The organism is Chryseobacterium oranimense (genome assembly GCF_900129755.1).
GTDB lineage: Bacteria > Bacteroidota > Bacteroidia > Flavobacteriales > Weeksellaceae > Chryseobacterium > Chryseobacterium oranimense.
The window spans coordinates 316,783-331,949 of record NZ_FQWT01000002.1; the positions used below are offsets into that span (position 1 = coordinate 316,783).

14 protein-coding genes are annotated in these 15,167 nt (G+C 37.9%); 9 read left to right on the forward strand and 5 right to left on the reverse strand.

Going from position 1 to position 15,167, the window contains the following annotated elements; translation table 11 throughout:
• Nucleotides 1–7: 7 nt before the first annotated feature.
• The 3 genes from BUB03_RS21845 to BUB03_RS08000 form a co-directional block, all read right to left on the reverse strand.
• A complete protein-coding gene (locus BUB03_RS21845; RefSeq protein ID WP_155859070.1) occupies nucleotides 8–145 on the reverse strand; it encodes a hypothetical protein in 138 nt (45 codons plus the stop codon).
• A gap of 30 nt (nucleotides 146–175) precedes the next feature.
• The gene (locus tag BUB03_RS07995) at nucleotides 176–1,204 is read right to left on the reverse strand and encodes an acyltransferase family protein (RefSeq protein WP_073061802.1); all 1,029 of its coding nucleotides are present in this window, start codon (nucleotides 1,202–1,204) and stop codon (nucleotides 176–178) included.
• A 130-nt stretch (nucleotides 1,205–1,334) separates the two neighbouring features.
• Entirely contained in the window at nucleotides 1,335–2,105 is a 771-nt protein-coding gene (locus BUB03_RS08000) for a class I SAM-dependent methyltransferase (RefSeq protein ID WP_073061805.1), read from the reverse strand.
• A 105-nt stretch (nucleotides 2,106–2,210) separates the two neighbouring features.
• On the opposite strand from BUB03_RS08000, the gene BUB03_RS08005 reads away from it, so the two are divergent.
• The 3 genes from BUB03_RS08005 to BUB03_RS08015 are packed head-to-tail and all read left to right on the forward strand — an operon-like array spanning nucleotide 2,211 to nucleotide 4,768.
• Complete coding sequence (locus BUB03_RS08005) at nucleotides 2,211–2,753, forward strand: acyltransferase (RefSeq protein WP_073062707.1); 543 nt, start codon at nucleotides 2,211–2,213, stop codon at nucleotides 2,751–2,753.
• A 6-nt stretch (nucleotides 2,754–2,759) separates the two neighbouring features.
• Nucleotides 2,760–3,599 (forward strand): glycosyltransferase family 2 protein, encoded by an 840-nt coding sequence (locus tag BUB03_RS08010; protein ID WP_073061807.1) that lies wholly within the window; start codon nucleotides 2,760–2,762, stop codon nucleotides 3,597–3,599.
• Nucleotides 3,599–4,768, forward strand: coding sequence for a glycosyltransferase (locus tag BUB03_RS08015; protein ID WP_073061810.1), 1,170 nt, complete (start codon nucleotides 3,599–3,601; stop codon nucleotides 4,766–4,768). The genes BUB03_RS08010 and BUB03_RS08015 overlap by 1 nt, the downstream gene beginning before the upstream one ends.
• Nucleotides 4,769–4,893: 125 nt before the next feature.
• Here the strand turns inward: BUB03_RS08015 and BUB03_RS08020 are convergent, their stop codons facing one another.
• Together BUB03_RS08020 and BUB03_RS08025 are read right to left on the reverse strand one after the other, a co-directional pair.
• The gene (locus BUB03_RS08020; RefSeq protein WP_040993432.1) at nucleotides 4,894–5,127 is read right to left on the reverse strand and encodes a phosphopantetheine-binding protein; all 234 of its coding nucleotides are present in this window, start codon (nucleotides 5,125–5,127) and stop codon (nucleotides 4,894–4,896) included.
• Between the two features lie 31 nt (nucleotides 5,128–5,158).
• The gene (locus BUB03_RS08025; RefSeq protein ID WP_073061813.1) at nucleotides 5,159–6,133 is read right to left on the reverse strand and encodes a 3-oxoacyl-ACP synthase III family protein; all 975 of its coding nucleotides are present in this window, start codon (nucleotides 6,131–6,133) and stop codon (nucleotides 5,159–5,161) included.
• A 44-nt stretch (nucleotides 6,134–6,177) separates the two neighbouring features.
• Here BUB03_RS08025 and BUB03_RS08030 point away from each other — a divergent pair, with 44 nt between their 5' ends.
• From BUB03_RS08030 to BUB03_RS08055, 6 genes are all read left to right on the forward strand, one after another.
• A complete protein-coding gene (locus tag BUB03_RS08030) occupies nucleotides 6,178–6,741 on the forward strand; it encodes a DapH/DapD/GlmU-related protein (protein ID WP_073061815.1) in 564 nt (187 codons plus the stop codon).
• The gene (locus BUB03_RS08035) at nucleotides 6,742–7,893 is read left to right on the forward strand and encodes a glycosyltransferase (protein ID WP_073061817.1); all 1,152 of its coding nucleotides are present in this window, start codon (nucleotides 6,742–6,744) and stop codon (nucleotides 7,891–7,893) included.
• Nucleotides 7,894–7,903: 10 nt separating this feature from the next.
• Nucleotides 7,904–8,455, forward strand: a complete 552-nt coding sequence (locus BUB03_RS08040; protein ID WP_073062709.1) for a serine acetyltransferase — start codon at nucleotides 7,904–7,906, stop codon at nucleotides 8,453–8,455.
• A 382-nt stretch (nucleotides 8,456–8,837) separates the two neighbouring features.
• Nucleotides 8,838–13,772, forward strand: a complete 4,935-nt coding sequence (locus BUB03_RS08045; RefSeq protein WP_073061820.1) for a T9SS type A sorting domain-containing protein — start codon at nucleotides 8,838–8,840, stop codon at nucleotides 13,770–13,772.
• A gap of 341 nt (nucleotides 13,773–14,113) precedes the next feature.
• Nucleotides 14,114–14,782 (forward strand): carbonic anhydrase, encoded by a 669-nt coding sequence (locus BUB03_RS08050; RefSeq protein WP_040993426.1) that lies wholly within the window; start codon nucleotides 14,114–14,116, stop codon nucleotides 14,780–14,782.
• A 21-nt stretch (nucleotides 14,783–14,803) separates the two neighbouring features.
• Nucleotides 14,804–15,103, forward strand: coding sequence for a hypothetical protein (locus BUB03_RS08055; RefSeq protein ID WP_040993425.1), 300 nt, complete (start codon nucleotides 14,804–14,806; stop codon nucleotides 15,101–15,103).
• The last annotated feature ends 64 nt before the right edge of the window (nucleotides 15,104–15,167 follow it).

A 15,167-nucleotide genomic window follows, 5' to 3' on the forward strand; every position in this document is an offset into this window, starting at 1 on the left:
ATTCCCTTTATTTTATTAAAATGAATGTACCGGTTCTCAATTCTGTCAGTTCCGTATTATTCCTTTTAAAGGCTTCCGGTAGTATCGGATCTTTAGTATAAATGCATGCAGCATATGCCTTGGGAACATTCGTATTTTTTTTCATCGTGTTTTTGTTTGTACAAAAATAAAAATTTTATCTGACATTTATCTTTTTAAGATAATCTCTGAGCGGTTTTTCAATAAATTGATAAAAAAATATCGAGGTAATGATAAGAACAGCCATATAAATCCAGAACACACTGTTGATATTGAGCTTATAATTTTGCCATTTCAGAATTTCTCTCAGAATATACAAAATAGGGATATGGGTAATATAGATAGCATAGCTTGCTTCACCAAGATATTCCAGAGGCTTCAATGATAAAATTCTTGTCAGCAGCCCATTATTCCATGAGATTAAAAGGATAAGCGGAATAAAAAGTACTGCCATGAGCCCGTTATGATAGAAAAGAGGCACAAAGATCAGCGAAAGCATCACAGCGGCAAAAACCAGGATTACAGGAACATCATAATTCTTCTGTTTAGGATGGTTCACGAAAAACAATCCGGCAAGGTTGCCTACCAAAAATTCGCTTACATGCATCAGCGGAAAATAATACAGAAATTCGTGGCTTTCCGTATGTGGACCTTTATAAGAGGGTGAGGCTTCATAAAGATGGGAAAACACCTGGGTAACAATCCATAAGACAATTCCCGCTACCCAGATACTTTTATTCTTTCTGGAATAGAAATAATTGTACAGCACGGGGAAAATCAGGTAAAAAAGAAACTCCACCGAAATAGACCATCCCGGAAAATTCAAGATCATTGCCTTGCCCGGAATCCAGCTCTGCAGCCCGAACAGGTACAGAAAAGAATCACCAGGATTAAAGTTCGAGAACCTGGTTACCAGATAAAGCAGCAATCCCACCACGTATAGCGGATAGATCCTTGCAAATCTGTTCTTATAATATCCGAAATACTCAATTTTATCTTTCTTATGATAAGCCACAATCATGATGAAGCCGGAAAGGATAAAAAAGTAACTCACCCCTACATTGGCTTTCAAAAAGATATTGGAAATATAGTCTGTCTTATAGACAAACATATCTTTATTAAAATGAGAAATAACGATGGCTACAGCGGCAAGGAATCTGGTAAAGGTAATCTGGCTTATCTTCATTCTCAAAAACTGTTCAGCAGTTTTACAATAGTTGGTTATTATAAAAAACACTTTTTACTGCGGTCATGAAAACAACAGTACTCAAAAGCACTGCCGGCAATACACAACAGAATATGGCGTTCTTTAAAAACTATTTGACAAAAACGCCGATATATTTCCCTTCATATTCCACTACCATAGTTTCTATGCTGTTTTTTTCACAGAAATCCTGATAGGCAGAATTATCCCCGATATCATCACTGATAAACACTCCTCCTTTCTTCAGGTGTTTATACAGCTCATTATAAGCCCATATTCTTCCGTTATAGCTTTTATCAGAGTCATAATGAAGAACATCAAAAACTGAATTTTCAGCAAAAATTTTCGGTAATGATTCTTTGTCTGCAAAACGGAATAATTTCCAGTTGCTTTTAAGATTCTGCGGTACTACGTAACCTACGTACTGGTCTCCGTCCTGTGCCAGATAAGGCATATCTGAACTGTACAGTGTTCCGTTCCTTTTAGCAAGGGAAAGAAGTGAAGCCAATGACGACCATCCATAGGCAACGCCTGTTTCAACTACATTCTTTGCATTTGTAAACTCACAGGCATAGTAGATCAGCTCCAGTGCTCCGGGGCCGCCCATTTTTACCGGACATGCTTTTTCCTTCTGCTCTGCTGTTCTTAAAACCTCTGCATAATCTTTACGGAATGCACCCGTTTCAAGGCCAAATAGTTTTAAAACAGCTTCTTCCTGGGAAATAGCTCTTTCTGCAGCCCAGGAATTTGTTTTTTCCTTACCTTTGAAAGCATTGCCTCTGTTCACTGTATTTTTAATGATTTTCCGGCCCAGTTCCGGGTAAAGATCAGGCCTTTTAAGATACCCGATAAATGTTTTGAGAACTCTTGTTATTTCACTCACTGTGTTGTCTTTAATTCCGCAAAAATAAATATTTTTTTTTCATTTATCTAAAAACAGATATATTTGTGTTACTCAAATGATCATGAAAAAAATAAAAACACTACTATGTTCTACAGTTTTTTCGAAAAAATCTACAGAAAACAGCAGCTTTCCAGCCTGAAAAAAAATCCAAAAGTATTTTCTGAAAATATCCGGCTGGGTGTAGGCAACCGCTTTGTTCTTGACAAGGATTTGAAAAAAGTGAGCATAGGCAAATCCGCAGAATTTAGAAATTACACCTGCATTCTGGTAGCAAAAGATGCCAGCCTTGAAATAGGAGACCGTTTTTTTATGAATAACTTCTGCTCGATCAACTGCCTGGAGCATATTTCAATTGGTGAAAATACTTTGTTCGGTGAAAACGTCAAATTGTATGATCACAACCATGCTTATGAAACTTCTCCGGAATTCAGGCTTCACCCGTCAAAATTTACAAAGGCACCTATAAAAATAGGCAATAACTGCTGGCTGGGAAGCAACGTGACAGTACTGAAAGGCGTTACGATTGGCGACAACTGCATTATCGGGGCAGGATGTACCATATACAAAGACATTCCGGCTAATACACAGGTAGTTAATAAACAGGATTTAATATTCAATTCCCTTTAAATTCAGATGAAATTTTCCATACTTATTGCTCATTATAACAATGCCTCGCTTTTTAAAGACTGCTACAGTTCATTACTCGCCCAAACCTACAAAAACTGGGAGGCCGTGATTCTGGATGATGCTTCGTCTGAAGATGAGAAAGAGCAGATCAAAGCTATCATTGCAGGAGATGAACGGTTTAAATTTTTTGAAAATGAAAAAAACTCCGGTGTAGGCATTACCAAAAGTACACTTATTGAGCTTGCTTCAGGAGACATCTGTGGTTTTGTAGATCCTGACGATGCCATTCTCCCTGAAGCTGTTGAAAAAGCCGTAAAAGTATTTACACAGAAAAAGAATGTTGTGCTGGCCTATTCCAGATTTATGAGCTGTGATAAGGATCTGAAACCTATTGCCCCTTTCAGATCTGCTATGCAGGTTCAGAACAGGGATCCGTATTTCTTTAACTATCCAATCCAGATCGCTCATTTTGTGACGTTCAGAAAAGATATTTATGAACAGACTGAAAAAATGAATCCTGAACTTAAAATTTCAGAAGATCAGGATCTTTATTTAAAACTATATGAAAAAGGTGACGTTTACTTCATCGACGACACCAATTATCTGTACAGAACACATCAGGGAGGCATATCCCAGAATAATAATAAATCTAAATCTTACGAATATTTCTCGACGGTAGTTTTTAACGCTATGAAAAGGAGAAATATAAAAAGTATTAATGGAGTGAAGATTCCTGAAACTTATCCCGGACAAGAGCAAATTTTCAAGCTTCTTGAATATCAGAATTCGGTTCCGTATAGGATAAAAAGAAAAATCTCCATTACTTTACAAAAACTTTTCAGGTAATGTCAGCAGAAAATCAGAAAATAAAAGTTCTTTTCAGACACCGTTCCATGGAAATGGGTGGTGTGGAAAAAGTAATCCTCAGCATCCTCAATAATCTTGATCCTGAAAGATTTGACATCACCGTTTGCCTGAATATGAATCAGGGTGAACTGAGAAATGAATTTCCGAAACATATTAAAAAGATCTATTTTACGGACGGAAGGGAAGATTTTTCCAAGAATCCGCTGATCCATAAGCTACAACTTGTCCGAAGAAGTCTGAAACTTTCCCGGGTGCTGAAAAATCATAAAATATCTGACCGTCTTTTAGGAAATAAAAAATTTGATATCGAAATTGCCCCTTCCTATTCCACATTTTCATCCGTCACTGGATCCAGCAACAAAGCCTCCAGGAAAATCGGATGGTTTCATTCGGAAATTAATCTGCCTGCTATGCAGCCGCTGGTGCCTGGTATTCTTGAAAATTTCCCACAGTTTGATCATATGATTTACTGTTCACAGAAAATCAAAGATCTGATGCATATCTATTATCCGGACCTTAAATATCCTGAAGAAAGTGTGGTGATTAATGCTATTCCTATTGAGGAAATCAAGAGAAAAGCACAGGAAAAGATAGAAGACCTGCCTGAAGGACCTGTTTTTGTTTCAGTAGGACGCCTGCACAGCAGAAAAGGTTACCATAAGCTGATTGATGCCCATAAAAAATTAATTGATGAAGGATTTCACCACAATGTTATCGTTGTGGGAAGCGGTGAGGAAATGAAAAACCTTACGGAACAGATCCGCATCAATAATGTTCAGGATACATTTATTTTAAGCGGCAACAGGATGAATCCATATCCTTATGTAAAAAATGCAGATTACTTCATCCTTCCGTCCGAATCCGAAGCATGGCCGTTGGTAATTGCTGAAGCCTTAATTCTTCAGAAGCCTATCATTGCTACCGATACAGGAGATGTAGGACAGATGATTAAAGACCGTGAAACCGGTTACCTCATCAATTATGAAACAGATGAAATGTATGCCGCCATGAAAGCATTTCTGACTGACCCTGAGCTCATTACCAGAATCAGAAAGAATCTGGAAAATATCGAAGACCAGTTTGACAACCAGAAAATTTTTGATGCGGTGGAAGGAATTCTTGAAAATCTTTACCAAAAAAATCAGTAATTGAATTAAGATTTTAGCAAGCAATACATTTAGCGATCATTTAAAGCATTCTACAGAACAGCTTCTCCCGGTACCGGAAGAAGCATCTGTATAGGATCGTTTTTATCTTTTAAGAAATGGATTCATTAATCTTCAAAATTTTCTCTGCCAATAACATCCATCAGATCTGAAACTGTTTTCACATCCTTGAAATCCTTCGTGTCAATTTTTTTATCGAAATTTTCATCAGCAAACGCAATCACGGAAAGCAGACTGATAGAATCATAGCTTTCGAGCTGTTCCAGGTTCGTTTCAATGGTTAATGTTTCATCTTCTCCTAATTCTTCTTGTAATTTCTCTAAAAAAACGGATATTTTCATATTTTAAAATTTTACGACTTCTACTTATATTTTAAATTTCCAGCACGGTTGCTCCCCAGGAATATCCTACTCCGAAACCGGCCATTAATACTCTTTCACCTTCTTTCAGTATCCCTTTATCCATCATATTTTTCAAAGCGATGGGAATGGTGGCTGATACTGTATTCCCTGTGTTTTCCATGTCAACATAAAACTTTTCTGCCGGTATTTTGATCTTTTTCCTTAAATAATTCAGCATAAAAGAATTGGCCTGATGAAAAACAAAATGATCCACATCTTCCATCGTCAGCCCGTTGGTTTCCAAAGTTTCTTTTACCAATCCCGGAATATTTTCAATGGTGAAATTAAAAATCTCCGGACCGTTCATATAAAGATTTTCCGGGTAAAATTCATTTTCCGGATTGAGTTCAAAATCTGTTTTGAAAGCTCCTTTCTTTACAATAAGGTTTTCGGCACCGCTTCCGTCTGTTCCCAGGCAGAATTGGTAATCCCCTGCATTTTCATCTTTTTCTACAATCACCGATGCAGATGCATCCCCGAATATGCTTCGGTTAGCCTTGTCTTTCGGATTGATATGCTTTGTATAGGTTTCTGATGTGATCAGTAAAATACTTCTTGCAATACCTGCTGCTACTAATCCTTTAGCAAAAGCCAGTCCATAAATGAATCCGGAACAGCCAAGATTAAAATCCATGGCTCCTATATTTCTTCTGAGACCAAGCCTGTCCTGAAGAATACAGGCAGTTGTGGGAAGAAAATAATCCGGGCTTTGGGTACAGAAAAGAATAAAATCTACTTTATTCCTGTCATAATTTTCAAAGATTTTCTCGGAAGATTTTACGGCAAGCTCCAGTACGGTCTCGCTGTCTGAAGAAATATGTCGCTGCCTGATCCCTATTTTTTCCTGAATCCTCTCTGAGCTCCATTCTGGAAATTCCTTTTCAAGGTCCTCATTTGTAAGAACCTGCTCAGGTAAATAATATTCTATTTTGGAAACTTTTATCATAGAAATTCTTTTTCTTTGTAAAAATAAAAAACAAATTCACAATAATGATGCTCCTATTCAGAATCATCTTGAAAGTCCGTTCCCTATATGAGGACATGGTGAAAAATGCCGCTATAAAGGTAGCGATACATAAGGGTATGAAAGTTGGTGACAATCTGTATGTTCAAGGTATTCCAAACTTCGGCTCGGAATGTTTTCTTATAGAGATGGGTGATAATGTAACTATTGCGGAAGGGGTCTCTTTCATTAATCATGGCGGAGATGGCCGGGTCACCAAAAGAATTGAAAAATATAAAAACGGAAGGACTTTCGGAAGAATAAAAATCGGGAATAATACCTTTATTGGAAAAGGTGCTATTCTTTTACCCGGGGTTTCTATCGGAAACAATTGTATTGTAGGATCATTAAGTGTTGTCAGCAGTTCAATTCCTGATAATTCGGTTTATGCAGGGGCACCAGCAAAATTTATCTGCACCATTGAACAGTATGGCGAAAAATTACTGACCAACAACACCGTTTATCCTTTGGAACTAGAGGCTGACCGATCTGCCTTAGAAAAATACCTCATCAACCATCTCCCTCACCATTATAAACCTGTAAAAAAATAAATGCCACAAAAAAAGAAAGTCCTTATTCGTATAGGCTCTCTCCGACATGGCGGTGCAGAAAAAGTTCTTGTTAACTTTCTCAAAAACCTGCCTGAGGACAAATATGAAATTGATCTGCTGATTAACCTGTATACCGGAATGTATATTAAAGAAGTTCCGTCATGGGTTAATCTCCATTATCTGCTTAAAGGAGAAATGATTACCACCAACAAGCCTCATGAAATTCCGGTAAAGGCATTCAGAGTGCTGTACCAGAAAATGTTCCTATGGTTTCCGGATCTGCTTTACCGGTTTGTTCTGAAGAATAAAAAATATGATGTGGAAATAGCAGCTATTCATGGCATGTACAGAGAGCTTCTTTCCAGCCCGCAGAAAGATTCAAAAAAAATCATCTGGATCCAGAATGATATTTTTAATCTGAAGGAATATACACCGGATGTGATCAGACAGCTTTTTAAATTCGATAGAATTTTAGTTATTTCCAACAAACTGAAAGAGGAAATGCAAAAGTCGGCGAAAAACGACGAAGAAAAACGGGCTGTTATTAAAATATTTAACCCGATAGATAAGGACGATACTATAAAAAAGGCAAATACGGTAATTGATGATTATCCTTTTTCCGGTAATCTTCCTACTTTTATCACCATTGGAACTGTTTATCCGCAAAAAGGTTACGACAGGCTTCTGGATGTACATAAAAAACTGATCGATGAAGGGCTGAAGCACCAGATTATCATTATTGGCGACGGCTTCGATTTTGAGAATATCCAGGCAAAGCTTAATCAGCTTGGTCTCCAGGACACGGTGAAAATGCTTGGTTTCAGAAGCAATCCTTATCCATATCTTAAAAAAGCCGATTTTTATATTATGTCTTCAAGACATGAAGGTTTCCCTACCATTATCGCAGAAGCTTTGATCCTGAATAAACCTATTGTTTCCACAGATGTTTCCGGAATTAAAGATCTTCTTCAGGATGGAAAATTAGGCATTATTACCCCAAATTCAGAAGACGGAATCTATGAAGGAATGAAGAAGATCCTTACTCATCCTGAACTTGCAGATCATTACCAAAAAGAAATTGCGATGACTGACCTGCCTTTTGTTCTTCAGAAGTCCGTAGCACAGCTTCAGGAAATCATTGATGAATTATAAAAAGACTAACATGAGCTATACAACTATACAGAAAGATTTTTACAGGGAAAGCGGAAAATGGCTCTCTTCATGGGAGATCCTGAAGAAGTGCATCAATCCTAATCTGCATTTTATTTATGTTTTAAGAAAAGCTCAGAAGTATAACAACAAACCTGTTTCAGGGATATTCTGGAAGTTCGTCCTGAGACATTACCAGATAAAATACGGTTACCAGATTTATCCTGAAACCGAAATCGGGGAAGGTTTCTATTTGGGGCATTGGGGAAGTTTAGTGATCAATCCTAAAGCTAAAATCGGCAAAAACTGCAATATCGCACAAGGAGTAACTATCGGTCAGCAAAACCGCGGTAAGCTTCAGGGCTTCCCTACCATTTCTGACGAAGTCTGGATAGGAGCCAATGCTGTTATTGTGGGTGGGATTACCATTGGAAGCAATGTCCTGATTGCTCCCAATTCATATGTTAATTTTGATGTTCCTGCCAATTCTGTAGTGGTTGGAAATCCTGGAGTAATTTATCCAGCAGAAAGCGCTACAGAGTCTTATATCAATAATAAAATATAAAAAAATCATCCATATATATTTATAAATTCATACAGCATTTTTTCTCAAAATTAAATTTTCTGTTGCAGGAAAATATTTTTTTATCGACTTTTGCTTTAAGATAATTAGAATTAAGTTTTGATCTGGATTTTAATTATCATTACAAAAACACAACAAATTAAAACACAATAACATGGAAAAAAATTATGCTCTTAATACAGGCAGTCTTCTGTATTGCCTCATCTTCATTTTATAGCTTAATATACGATACCTGAATACTTTAAGATTCATATAATTCAACCCCGTTAGTCAACTTGGGATTGGCATCAGTTGTATAAATCTTAAGCATTCAAATATCCTTTATAATACTATTCATTCATAAAAACACTTTAATTCTAAACGTATGAAAAAAAAATCGACATTAAAGATTTTTGCTGCAGTATTTTGTATTGCATCGTCTCATGCATTGGCAAAGGCAGCTTCTGTCCCCTGGCCTGGTGAGACCAGTATTGGATCCAAACTTATGGCACCCCTTCCCCCAAGTGTCTATGATCTGGATCCTCTTATCGTTATTTCACAAAATGTGAATGAGAAGGGATTGGTAGTAATGAAAGGAAACTTTCAAAAACCCGTTACCTCCGGAGATGTAAAAATTACTATCAAATACAAGGATGCCCAAAACAACTGGGTCTCTTTGTGGTGTAAAACTTTTGCCGGCAACTATGATTATAATGAAGACCTTACAGCCAATTTTGAACTACCTCAATCGGCTTTGAATACGCATTCCGTTAAGGTTGAATTAAGCTCAGACGCTACTATTACCAACTGGCAGTCCATCATATGGGACAAAACCGTAAGCCATTACAAGCAATCGAATTATGCTTACGCCAATTGTGACCTGGATGAAAACCAATACACCATTCTATTCACCCCTAAAAAAAACGGGACCGTTTTATACAACTCCAACGGAACTGTTTCGGGTGTAAAAGACAGGGTAACTTCCCAGCATTTGGTAAGAAAACTGGATGACATCGTTTTATCTTTTCAGGGAAATGCAACATTGGATAATGCCAACGCCAATTCACCGGTTGTTAATATTACCAACCCTAATAATCTTGCTACTATAGCTAGCTCCCAAAAATATATTTATCAGAATAGTGATACAAGTCCTTTCGAGTTTTCGTATCACGATCCTGTTTATATGTTTGCAGGAAAATTTTCGAACGAAAGTTTCTTTATAAACTTCAGTAACTGGTTTTTGCCTCCGGAAGAAGGAGGAGAAGCCTGGGGAAGAGGTTATCTGGATTTTACCAATCCTAATGCCCTTGTTAACCGGTATTATAATCTTTACAATTATATTAATGAAAAACTGGGTGATGTTTTTGCCAACCAGCAGCCTGTCGTTATTGTGATCAGTAAAGTCACAGGACTAAGGGTTTATAAGGCTAACGGACAGTATATTTCCCTTAATGCCCTGAGCAATTATAATACTACTAATGATTTCGGGTATCCTCCACTCAATGACAAACAGAGAGGTCCTGGCTCGGAAAACTTTTCCTTGAGCAATACCTCTCAGGCTTCATTATATGGTGTGGGTGCCATTAGAAACAGAAAAGTGATCCCTGGATGGAATGGTCCTTCAAGACCTTTGATGGATATAGAAACTGAGATCAATAAATTTATAAAGTATGTAGGAATTTTCACGAATCCAACCACGGAAGAATGTCCTGTTACCTGCTTTACCATCAATGCCGGTGCCCAGTCTGACTATGCTGACTGGACCAAAGCACCGAACAGCTATATCTTCACCGGTAAGGATAAGAAAAATAATAATGCCAATGTAGACGGTCTTTATATTCCTGTAAAAAAAGCTTATGAAATGTGGTCCAAGGGTGGCGACTTTATGAAGGATGACACAGGCAATTATACTCGTATTCCCGACGAGGGACTTGCAAAAGCAGGACTATACTGGGAAGATGAGCCGGGGCTCATAAAATCCGTTGCTTTAGAAGGTACAGGAGAAAATGCCAGGATCAAAGTAATGGTCAATAAGGTAAAAGAAGGTAATGCAGTAATATCATACAAGGTAAATGACAAAATATACTGGTCATGGCACGTATGGGTTACCGACGATCCTGAAGACGGAAGCACTTACCATCATGGCTTCGAAAAAGATAAAAACGGAAATGTGGTAACGAACTGGAAATGGATGGACAGAAACCTGGGTGCCACAAGTGCTAATTTTGTAGGAAATGAATGGCACAAATCGGCCGGGCTACAGTATCAGTGGGGAAGAAAAGACCCGTTCCCGCCATTCGGACTTAAAGACTTAAGCCTATATCCAATTAGTGGAGAGATCAATCTGAATTATAACGATCCGGCGTTCCAATCTAAATTCATTAAGGTAAGAGGTAATAAGTACTCTTCCCAGATCAATACAGGAACAGATACTCCCAACGGAAACATCAGATTCTCTATACAGAACCCGATCAGCTTTATCGCAACCCCAATTTATGTGGCTACAAAAGATCAGGCATTATTAAATGATGGCGAAGACTTTTTAAAGCAAAACAGCAATGACAGCTGGACGTCAGTGGGAATCACCACATGGTTCTCAAAACAAAAATATAAGAAATATGAACCTCCTTACCGTGAAAATATTGTTGCATGGGATCTTTGGGGAGACACACGTCAGGGTAACTATTCCGATATAGATGATGCTGCTGTTGGAGAAGCCAGTACCAGATATGCCTTGAAATCACCATATGATCCATGCCCATGTAACTGGAGAGTTCCTTCAAGCTACTTCTCAGGAGGAAGAAACTCCTCTACTCCAATGCCTGATGAAAACAGATACAGCCCTTGGGGGAAACATACCGGCAATACCGTTGATCCGGAATTTAATGCAACTTCATTGAATGCCGATTATCCAGGCATAAAGGTTTATCCTCAGTTTGGATTCGATTTCTCAGGAGTTTCCGGGATGAATCTTGGTAAATTCCCTATCAACGGAAATTATGAATCTTATCCTAACGCGACAGGACCTCTAAAATACGGAACCGGATGGATCACACCTGTTCTTAATTTCCAGGACCAGAGTGCTGATGGAGGTTTATTGACTTCCACATTCATGACTGCCTCTGAAGTAATCAATGGCGTACGCTATCCTTCATTTGGAGCTGCCGGATTAACTTTAATATCAGATCCTTTAAGTGGATCCAAACCAAGACCGGGATGGCATAGATTCTCAAGCAGTGCTTATACAGGCAGCGGAGCTGTTCGTTGTATTTATGACCCTAACGCCGCTTCTATGTCGCAGGAGTTTGATACCCAATATGTTTATTCAAGCGAGACTTATTCTACTGAAACTTTAAAATCATGGACCAAACTTCCAAACAGTTATGTAGAATACACCAATCCTACACTGGTTACGCCTAATCCAAACGGAAATAAGGTAGATCCAAACAAGGATAACGACAGAATTATTGAAATTCCTTTGAGAAAGGCATATGCCATGCATAAGCTTTATTTGAGCACAGACTTTTCTTTCCCTGCAGAAAGCACTAAATCTTCCTCTGTAGTATGGACCAACAATACATCTCTTATTCAAAAAATGGAAATCGTAGATGGTCCTATAGATACTGCTGTGTTAAAAGTAACTTTAAATCCAAATGCAACAGGAAATGCTGTGGTTGCATTCCATGTCGGAAGCGGTACATGGACTGCCAATAAACATAACGATCCTGTAGTATGGAGCTGGCATATTTGGGCACCAAGATCCGTGATCGAAACTTACACATTCGATCCTGAAAATTCAGGTAACGGGGGAGTTATTCCTGCTAATGAGCAGTTTGTAGATCCAATGACCAGTGCCGGAGTTCCTATGAAAACTACTTTTATGGACAGAGATCTCGGGGCAAGGCTACCGTTTATCAATGAACATATTTACGGATATAATACAGCTGCTTATACAGGACCTCTGGGTTCTTACAACAATAATAATCCTGCTGCTGTAGCCAGACTAGATCAGATGCATGACAGTGGTGGACTTCACTTCCAGTGGGGAAGAAAAGATCCTCTGCCTGTATTTTACAATCCGGGAATGTTCTATAACCACGTAGTGAGTGGCAAAAGGCCATTTAATGACTATTTTGTGTATAGGCAAAACAATCCTGCCAACCCAACAACAGGGGTTATTCCTTACGCAGGTAATATGCTGGAGTCTGAATACCTTAATAACTATACCCAGCCTTATACCTCCTATTCTGCAGCTGCCAATGTTTCAGCATCCGATTCTCAGGCAGATAAACTTAAGAAAGTGGTAAAATATTCTGTGGCAAACCCATTAAGCTATTTATATCAGTCTGATGCTGCCAAGCTGGATTGGGTTTCAGATGAGAATGGCACTATGCCGGAAAGATGGGGGCATGCTACCGAAAAATCGCCTTATGATCCTTGCCCTGCAGGCTGGAGAATAGTAGATCTTGAAAGCGTTTCCACCGGAATTATTCTTGGTAATTTTATTTCAAAAGGAAATACTCCATGGTTCTATAATGCAAAATTCACTAATGTTTATGGTATAGATCCTGGTAACATAAATGCTTTTGTTAATAATGAAGCTTATGACACTAATAAAATGAATTATCTGGGCAGCTTTGTTTATGGAAATGCTTCAGGTGTTGGGTCATTCCGATACGGATTTGTTTTAACCAAGCCTGAATACAACATCGGAACATTCCCTAACAACGGGATCAGAGGGTTCAATGGAGGAAATACTCTTGATGCCACCAAACTTGGTGGAAATCCAGATACATTTATGAAATCCGGGATTTGGACCGCTGCTAATCAAGGAGGTGCAGGATCTTCTTTAGGGATGTTGTTTAATGCGGTGATTACTCAAACGGTTGGTGCTAATGATAAATTGTATTATTTAACTCCAACATTCGGTTTCCGTCCTCAGGCAGCTATGTCCTGTCGTTGTGCTGAAATTAAATACGATGCCAATGGAAAAGAAATCGGAAGATATGATCCATTTGCTATCCCTGTTGCGCCAAATGCTTTAGCTAAAGCAAATAATGTTCTTGCAAAATCAGTGATCGTGGAAAAAGTTGCTCAGAACAAACTTGAGTTCTTCCCGAATCCTGTGAAGAATATGTTGTATATCAAAGGAAATGATATCGCTAAAGAATATTATTATCAGATTTACAACCTGTCCGGCCAATTGGTAAAGTCAGGGAAATTTGAAAACGAAAGAACAGATCTTTCATCTTTAGTATCAGGAGCTTATGTGGTAAGAATCAACAATTCTGAAACAGTAGTAAAAATTATTAAAGAATAGTAACTACATACTGTAAATTAAGCCGTCACAATACATTTTGTGGCGGTTTTTTTATAGAATTAATAATATTTTAATCTGCATTTTCCATTTTATCATTTATAGTTTGTACTTTTATATGAGTTTTTGAGTTTGAATTATTGTTTTTCAACCTTTACTTAGTGAAGAAATACCGTAAAACAGGTACTTTAAATATGATTTTAAGCATATTTTAATATTAAACTTTGTTAAAAGTATTTGTCTTTACCGCAAAAATTATATTTTTGTATGATTATTGATTTGATCTATTGAATTTAAAAATAATTTAAACGAAATAAATAATTGCAATCTTTTAATTTGAATTTATGTCACAATCGTACGAAGTTATTTTCGAAAACAATAGAAAATGGGTAGAATCAAAAGTTTCAGAAAATCCGGAATTCTTCCATGAGCTGGCAAAAACCCAGAACCCTGATTATTTATACATCGGATGTTCGGACAGCAGAGCTACAGCGGAAGAACTGATGGGTGCAAAACCCGGCGAAGTTTTTGTCCACAGAAACATTGCTAATGTTGTTAATACTTTAGACATGAGTTCCACTGCAGTTATCCAATATGCGGTAGAACATCTTAAAGTAAAACACATTATCGTATGCGGACATTACAACTGCGGGGGTGTAAAAGCAGCGATGACTCCTCAGGATCTGGGATTATTAAATCCGTGGCTGAGAAACATCCGTGATGTTTACAGATTGCACCAGGCTGAACTGGATACTATCGAAGACGAAGGAAAGCGTTATGACAGACTTGTAGAACTGAATGTTCAGGAGCAGTGCATCAACGTGATCAAAATGGCCTGCGTACAGGAAAGATATATTTTAGAAGAATATCCTATCGTACACGGCTGGGTATTTGACCTCAGAACGGGTAAGATTATTGACTTAAAGATTGATTTCGAGAAAATCTTGAAAGACATCCAAAAAATCTACAACCTTACAAGTTCCGATTGGGTAATGAGCAGAAAAACAGACTAGTTTTTCTAAAATGAATGTAAGATGAAATTCTGGAGTATTATTGTATTAACCTTTTTTCTGAACTTCACAGCACTGCCGGGCATTGCTGCGGTTGCAGGCTGGGATATTGCAAGAACCAATGTTATCATCAATGAAGAAGAGCCACATTCTCACCCATCCTCTTTTATTGTTTACGAAAAGACCCTTCCGAAAACTTTAGACGTATTCGACTATGTGAAGTTTTCCGAGCCCGATCTTCAGGGCGTGTCTTTTGAGCTGATCGATGATTCCTTTCATCTGTCGCCACTACTTACCATATTTTCTCCGCCTCCGGAAGCTTAATTTTTATAGCCAGATTTTATAGTATTCATATCAACACTGATATCGGATACGTGTGCTTAAAAAT

Coding starts and splice junctions, on each gene's coding strand:
- BUB03_RS21845 (WP_155859070.1), bottom strand. CDS start 145: ATGAAAAAAAATACGAATGTTCCCAAGGCATATGCTGCATGCATTTAT.
- BUB03_RS07995 (WP_073061802.1), bottom strand. CDS start 1,204: ATGAAGATAAGCCAGATTACCTTTACCAGATTCCTTGCCGCTGTAGCC.
- BUB03_RS08005 (WP_073062707.1), top strand. CDS start 2,211: ATGTTCTACAGTTTTTTCGAAAAAATCTACAGAAAACAGCAGCTTTCC.
- BUB03_RS08010 (WP_073061807.1), top strand. CDS start 2,760: ATGAAATTTTCCATACTTATTGCTCATTATAACAATGCCTCGCTTTTT.
- BUB03_RS08015 (WP_073061810.1), top strand. CDS start 3,599: ATGTCAGCAGAAAATCAGAAAATAAAAGTTCTTTTCAGACACCGTTCC.
- BUB03_RS08020 (WP_040993432.1), bottom strand. CDS start 5,127: ATGAAAATATCCGTTTTTTTAGAGAAATTACAAGAAGAATTAGGAGAA.
- BUB03_RS08025 (WP_073061813.1), bottom strand. CDS start 6,133: ATGATAAAAGTTTCCAAAATAGAATATTATTTACCTGAGCAGGTTCTT.
- BUB03_RS08030 (WP_073061815.1), top strand. CDS start 6,178: ATGATGCTCCTATTCAGAATCATCTTGAAAGTCCGTTCCCTATATGAG.
- BUB03_RS08035 (WP_073061817.1), top strand. CDS start 6,742: ATGCCACAAAAAAAGAAAGTCCTTATTCGTATAGGCTCTCTCCGACAT.
- BUB03_RS08040 (WP_073062709.1), top strand. CDS start 7,904: ATGAGCTATACAACTATACAGAAAGATTTTTACAGGGAAAGCGGAAAA.
- BUB03_RS08045 (WP_073061820.1), top strand. CDS start 8,838: ATGAAAAAAAAATCGACATTAAAGATTTTTGCTGCAGTATTTTGTATT.
- BUB03_RS08050 (WP_040993426.1), top strand. CDS start 14,114: ATGTCACAATCGTACGAAGTTATTTTCGAAAACAATAGAAAATGGGTA.
- BUB03_RS08055 (WP_040993425.1), top strand. CDS start 14,804: ATGAAATTCTGGAGTATTATTGTATTAACCTTTTTTCTGAACTTCACA.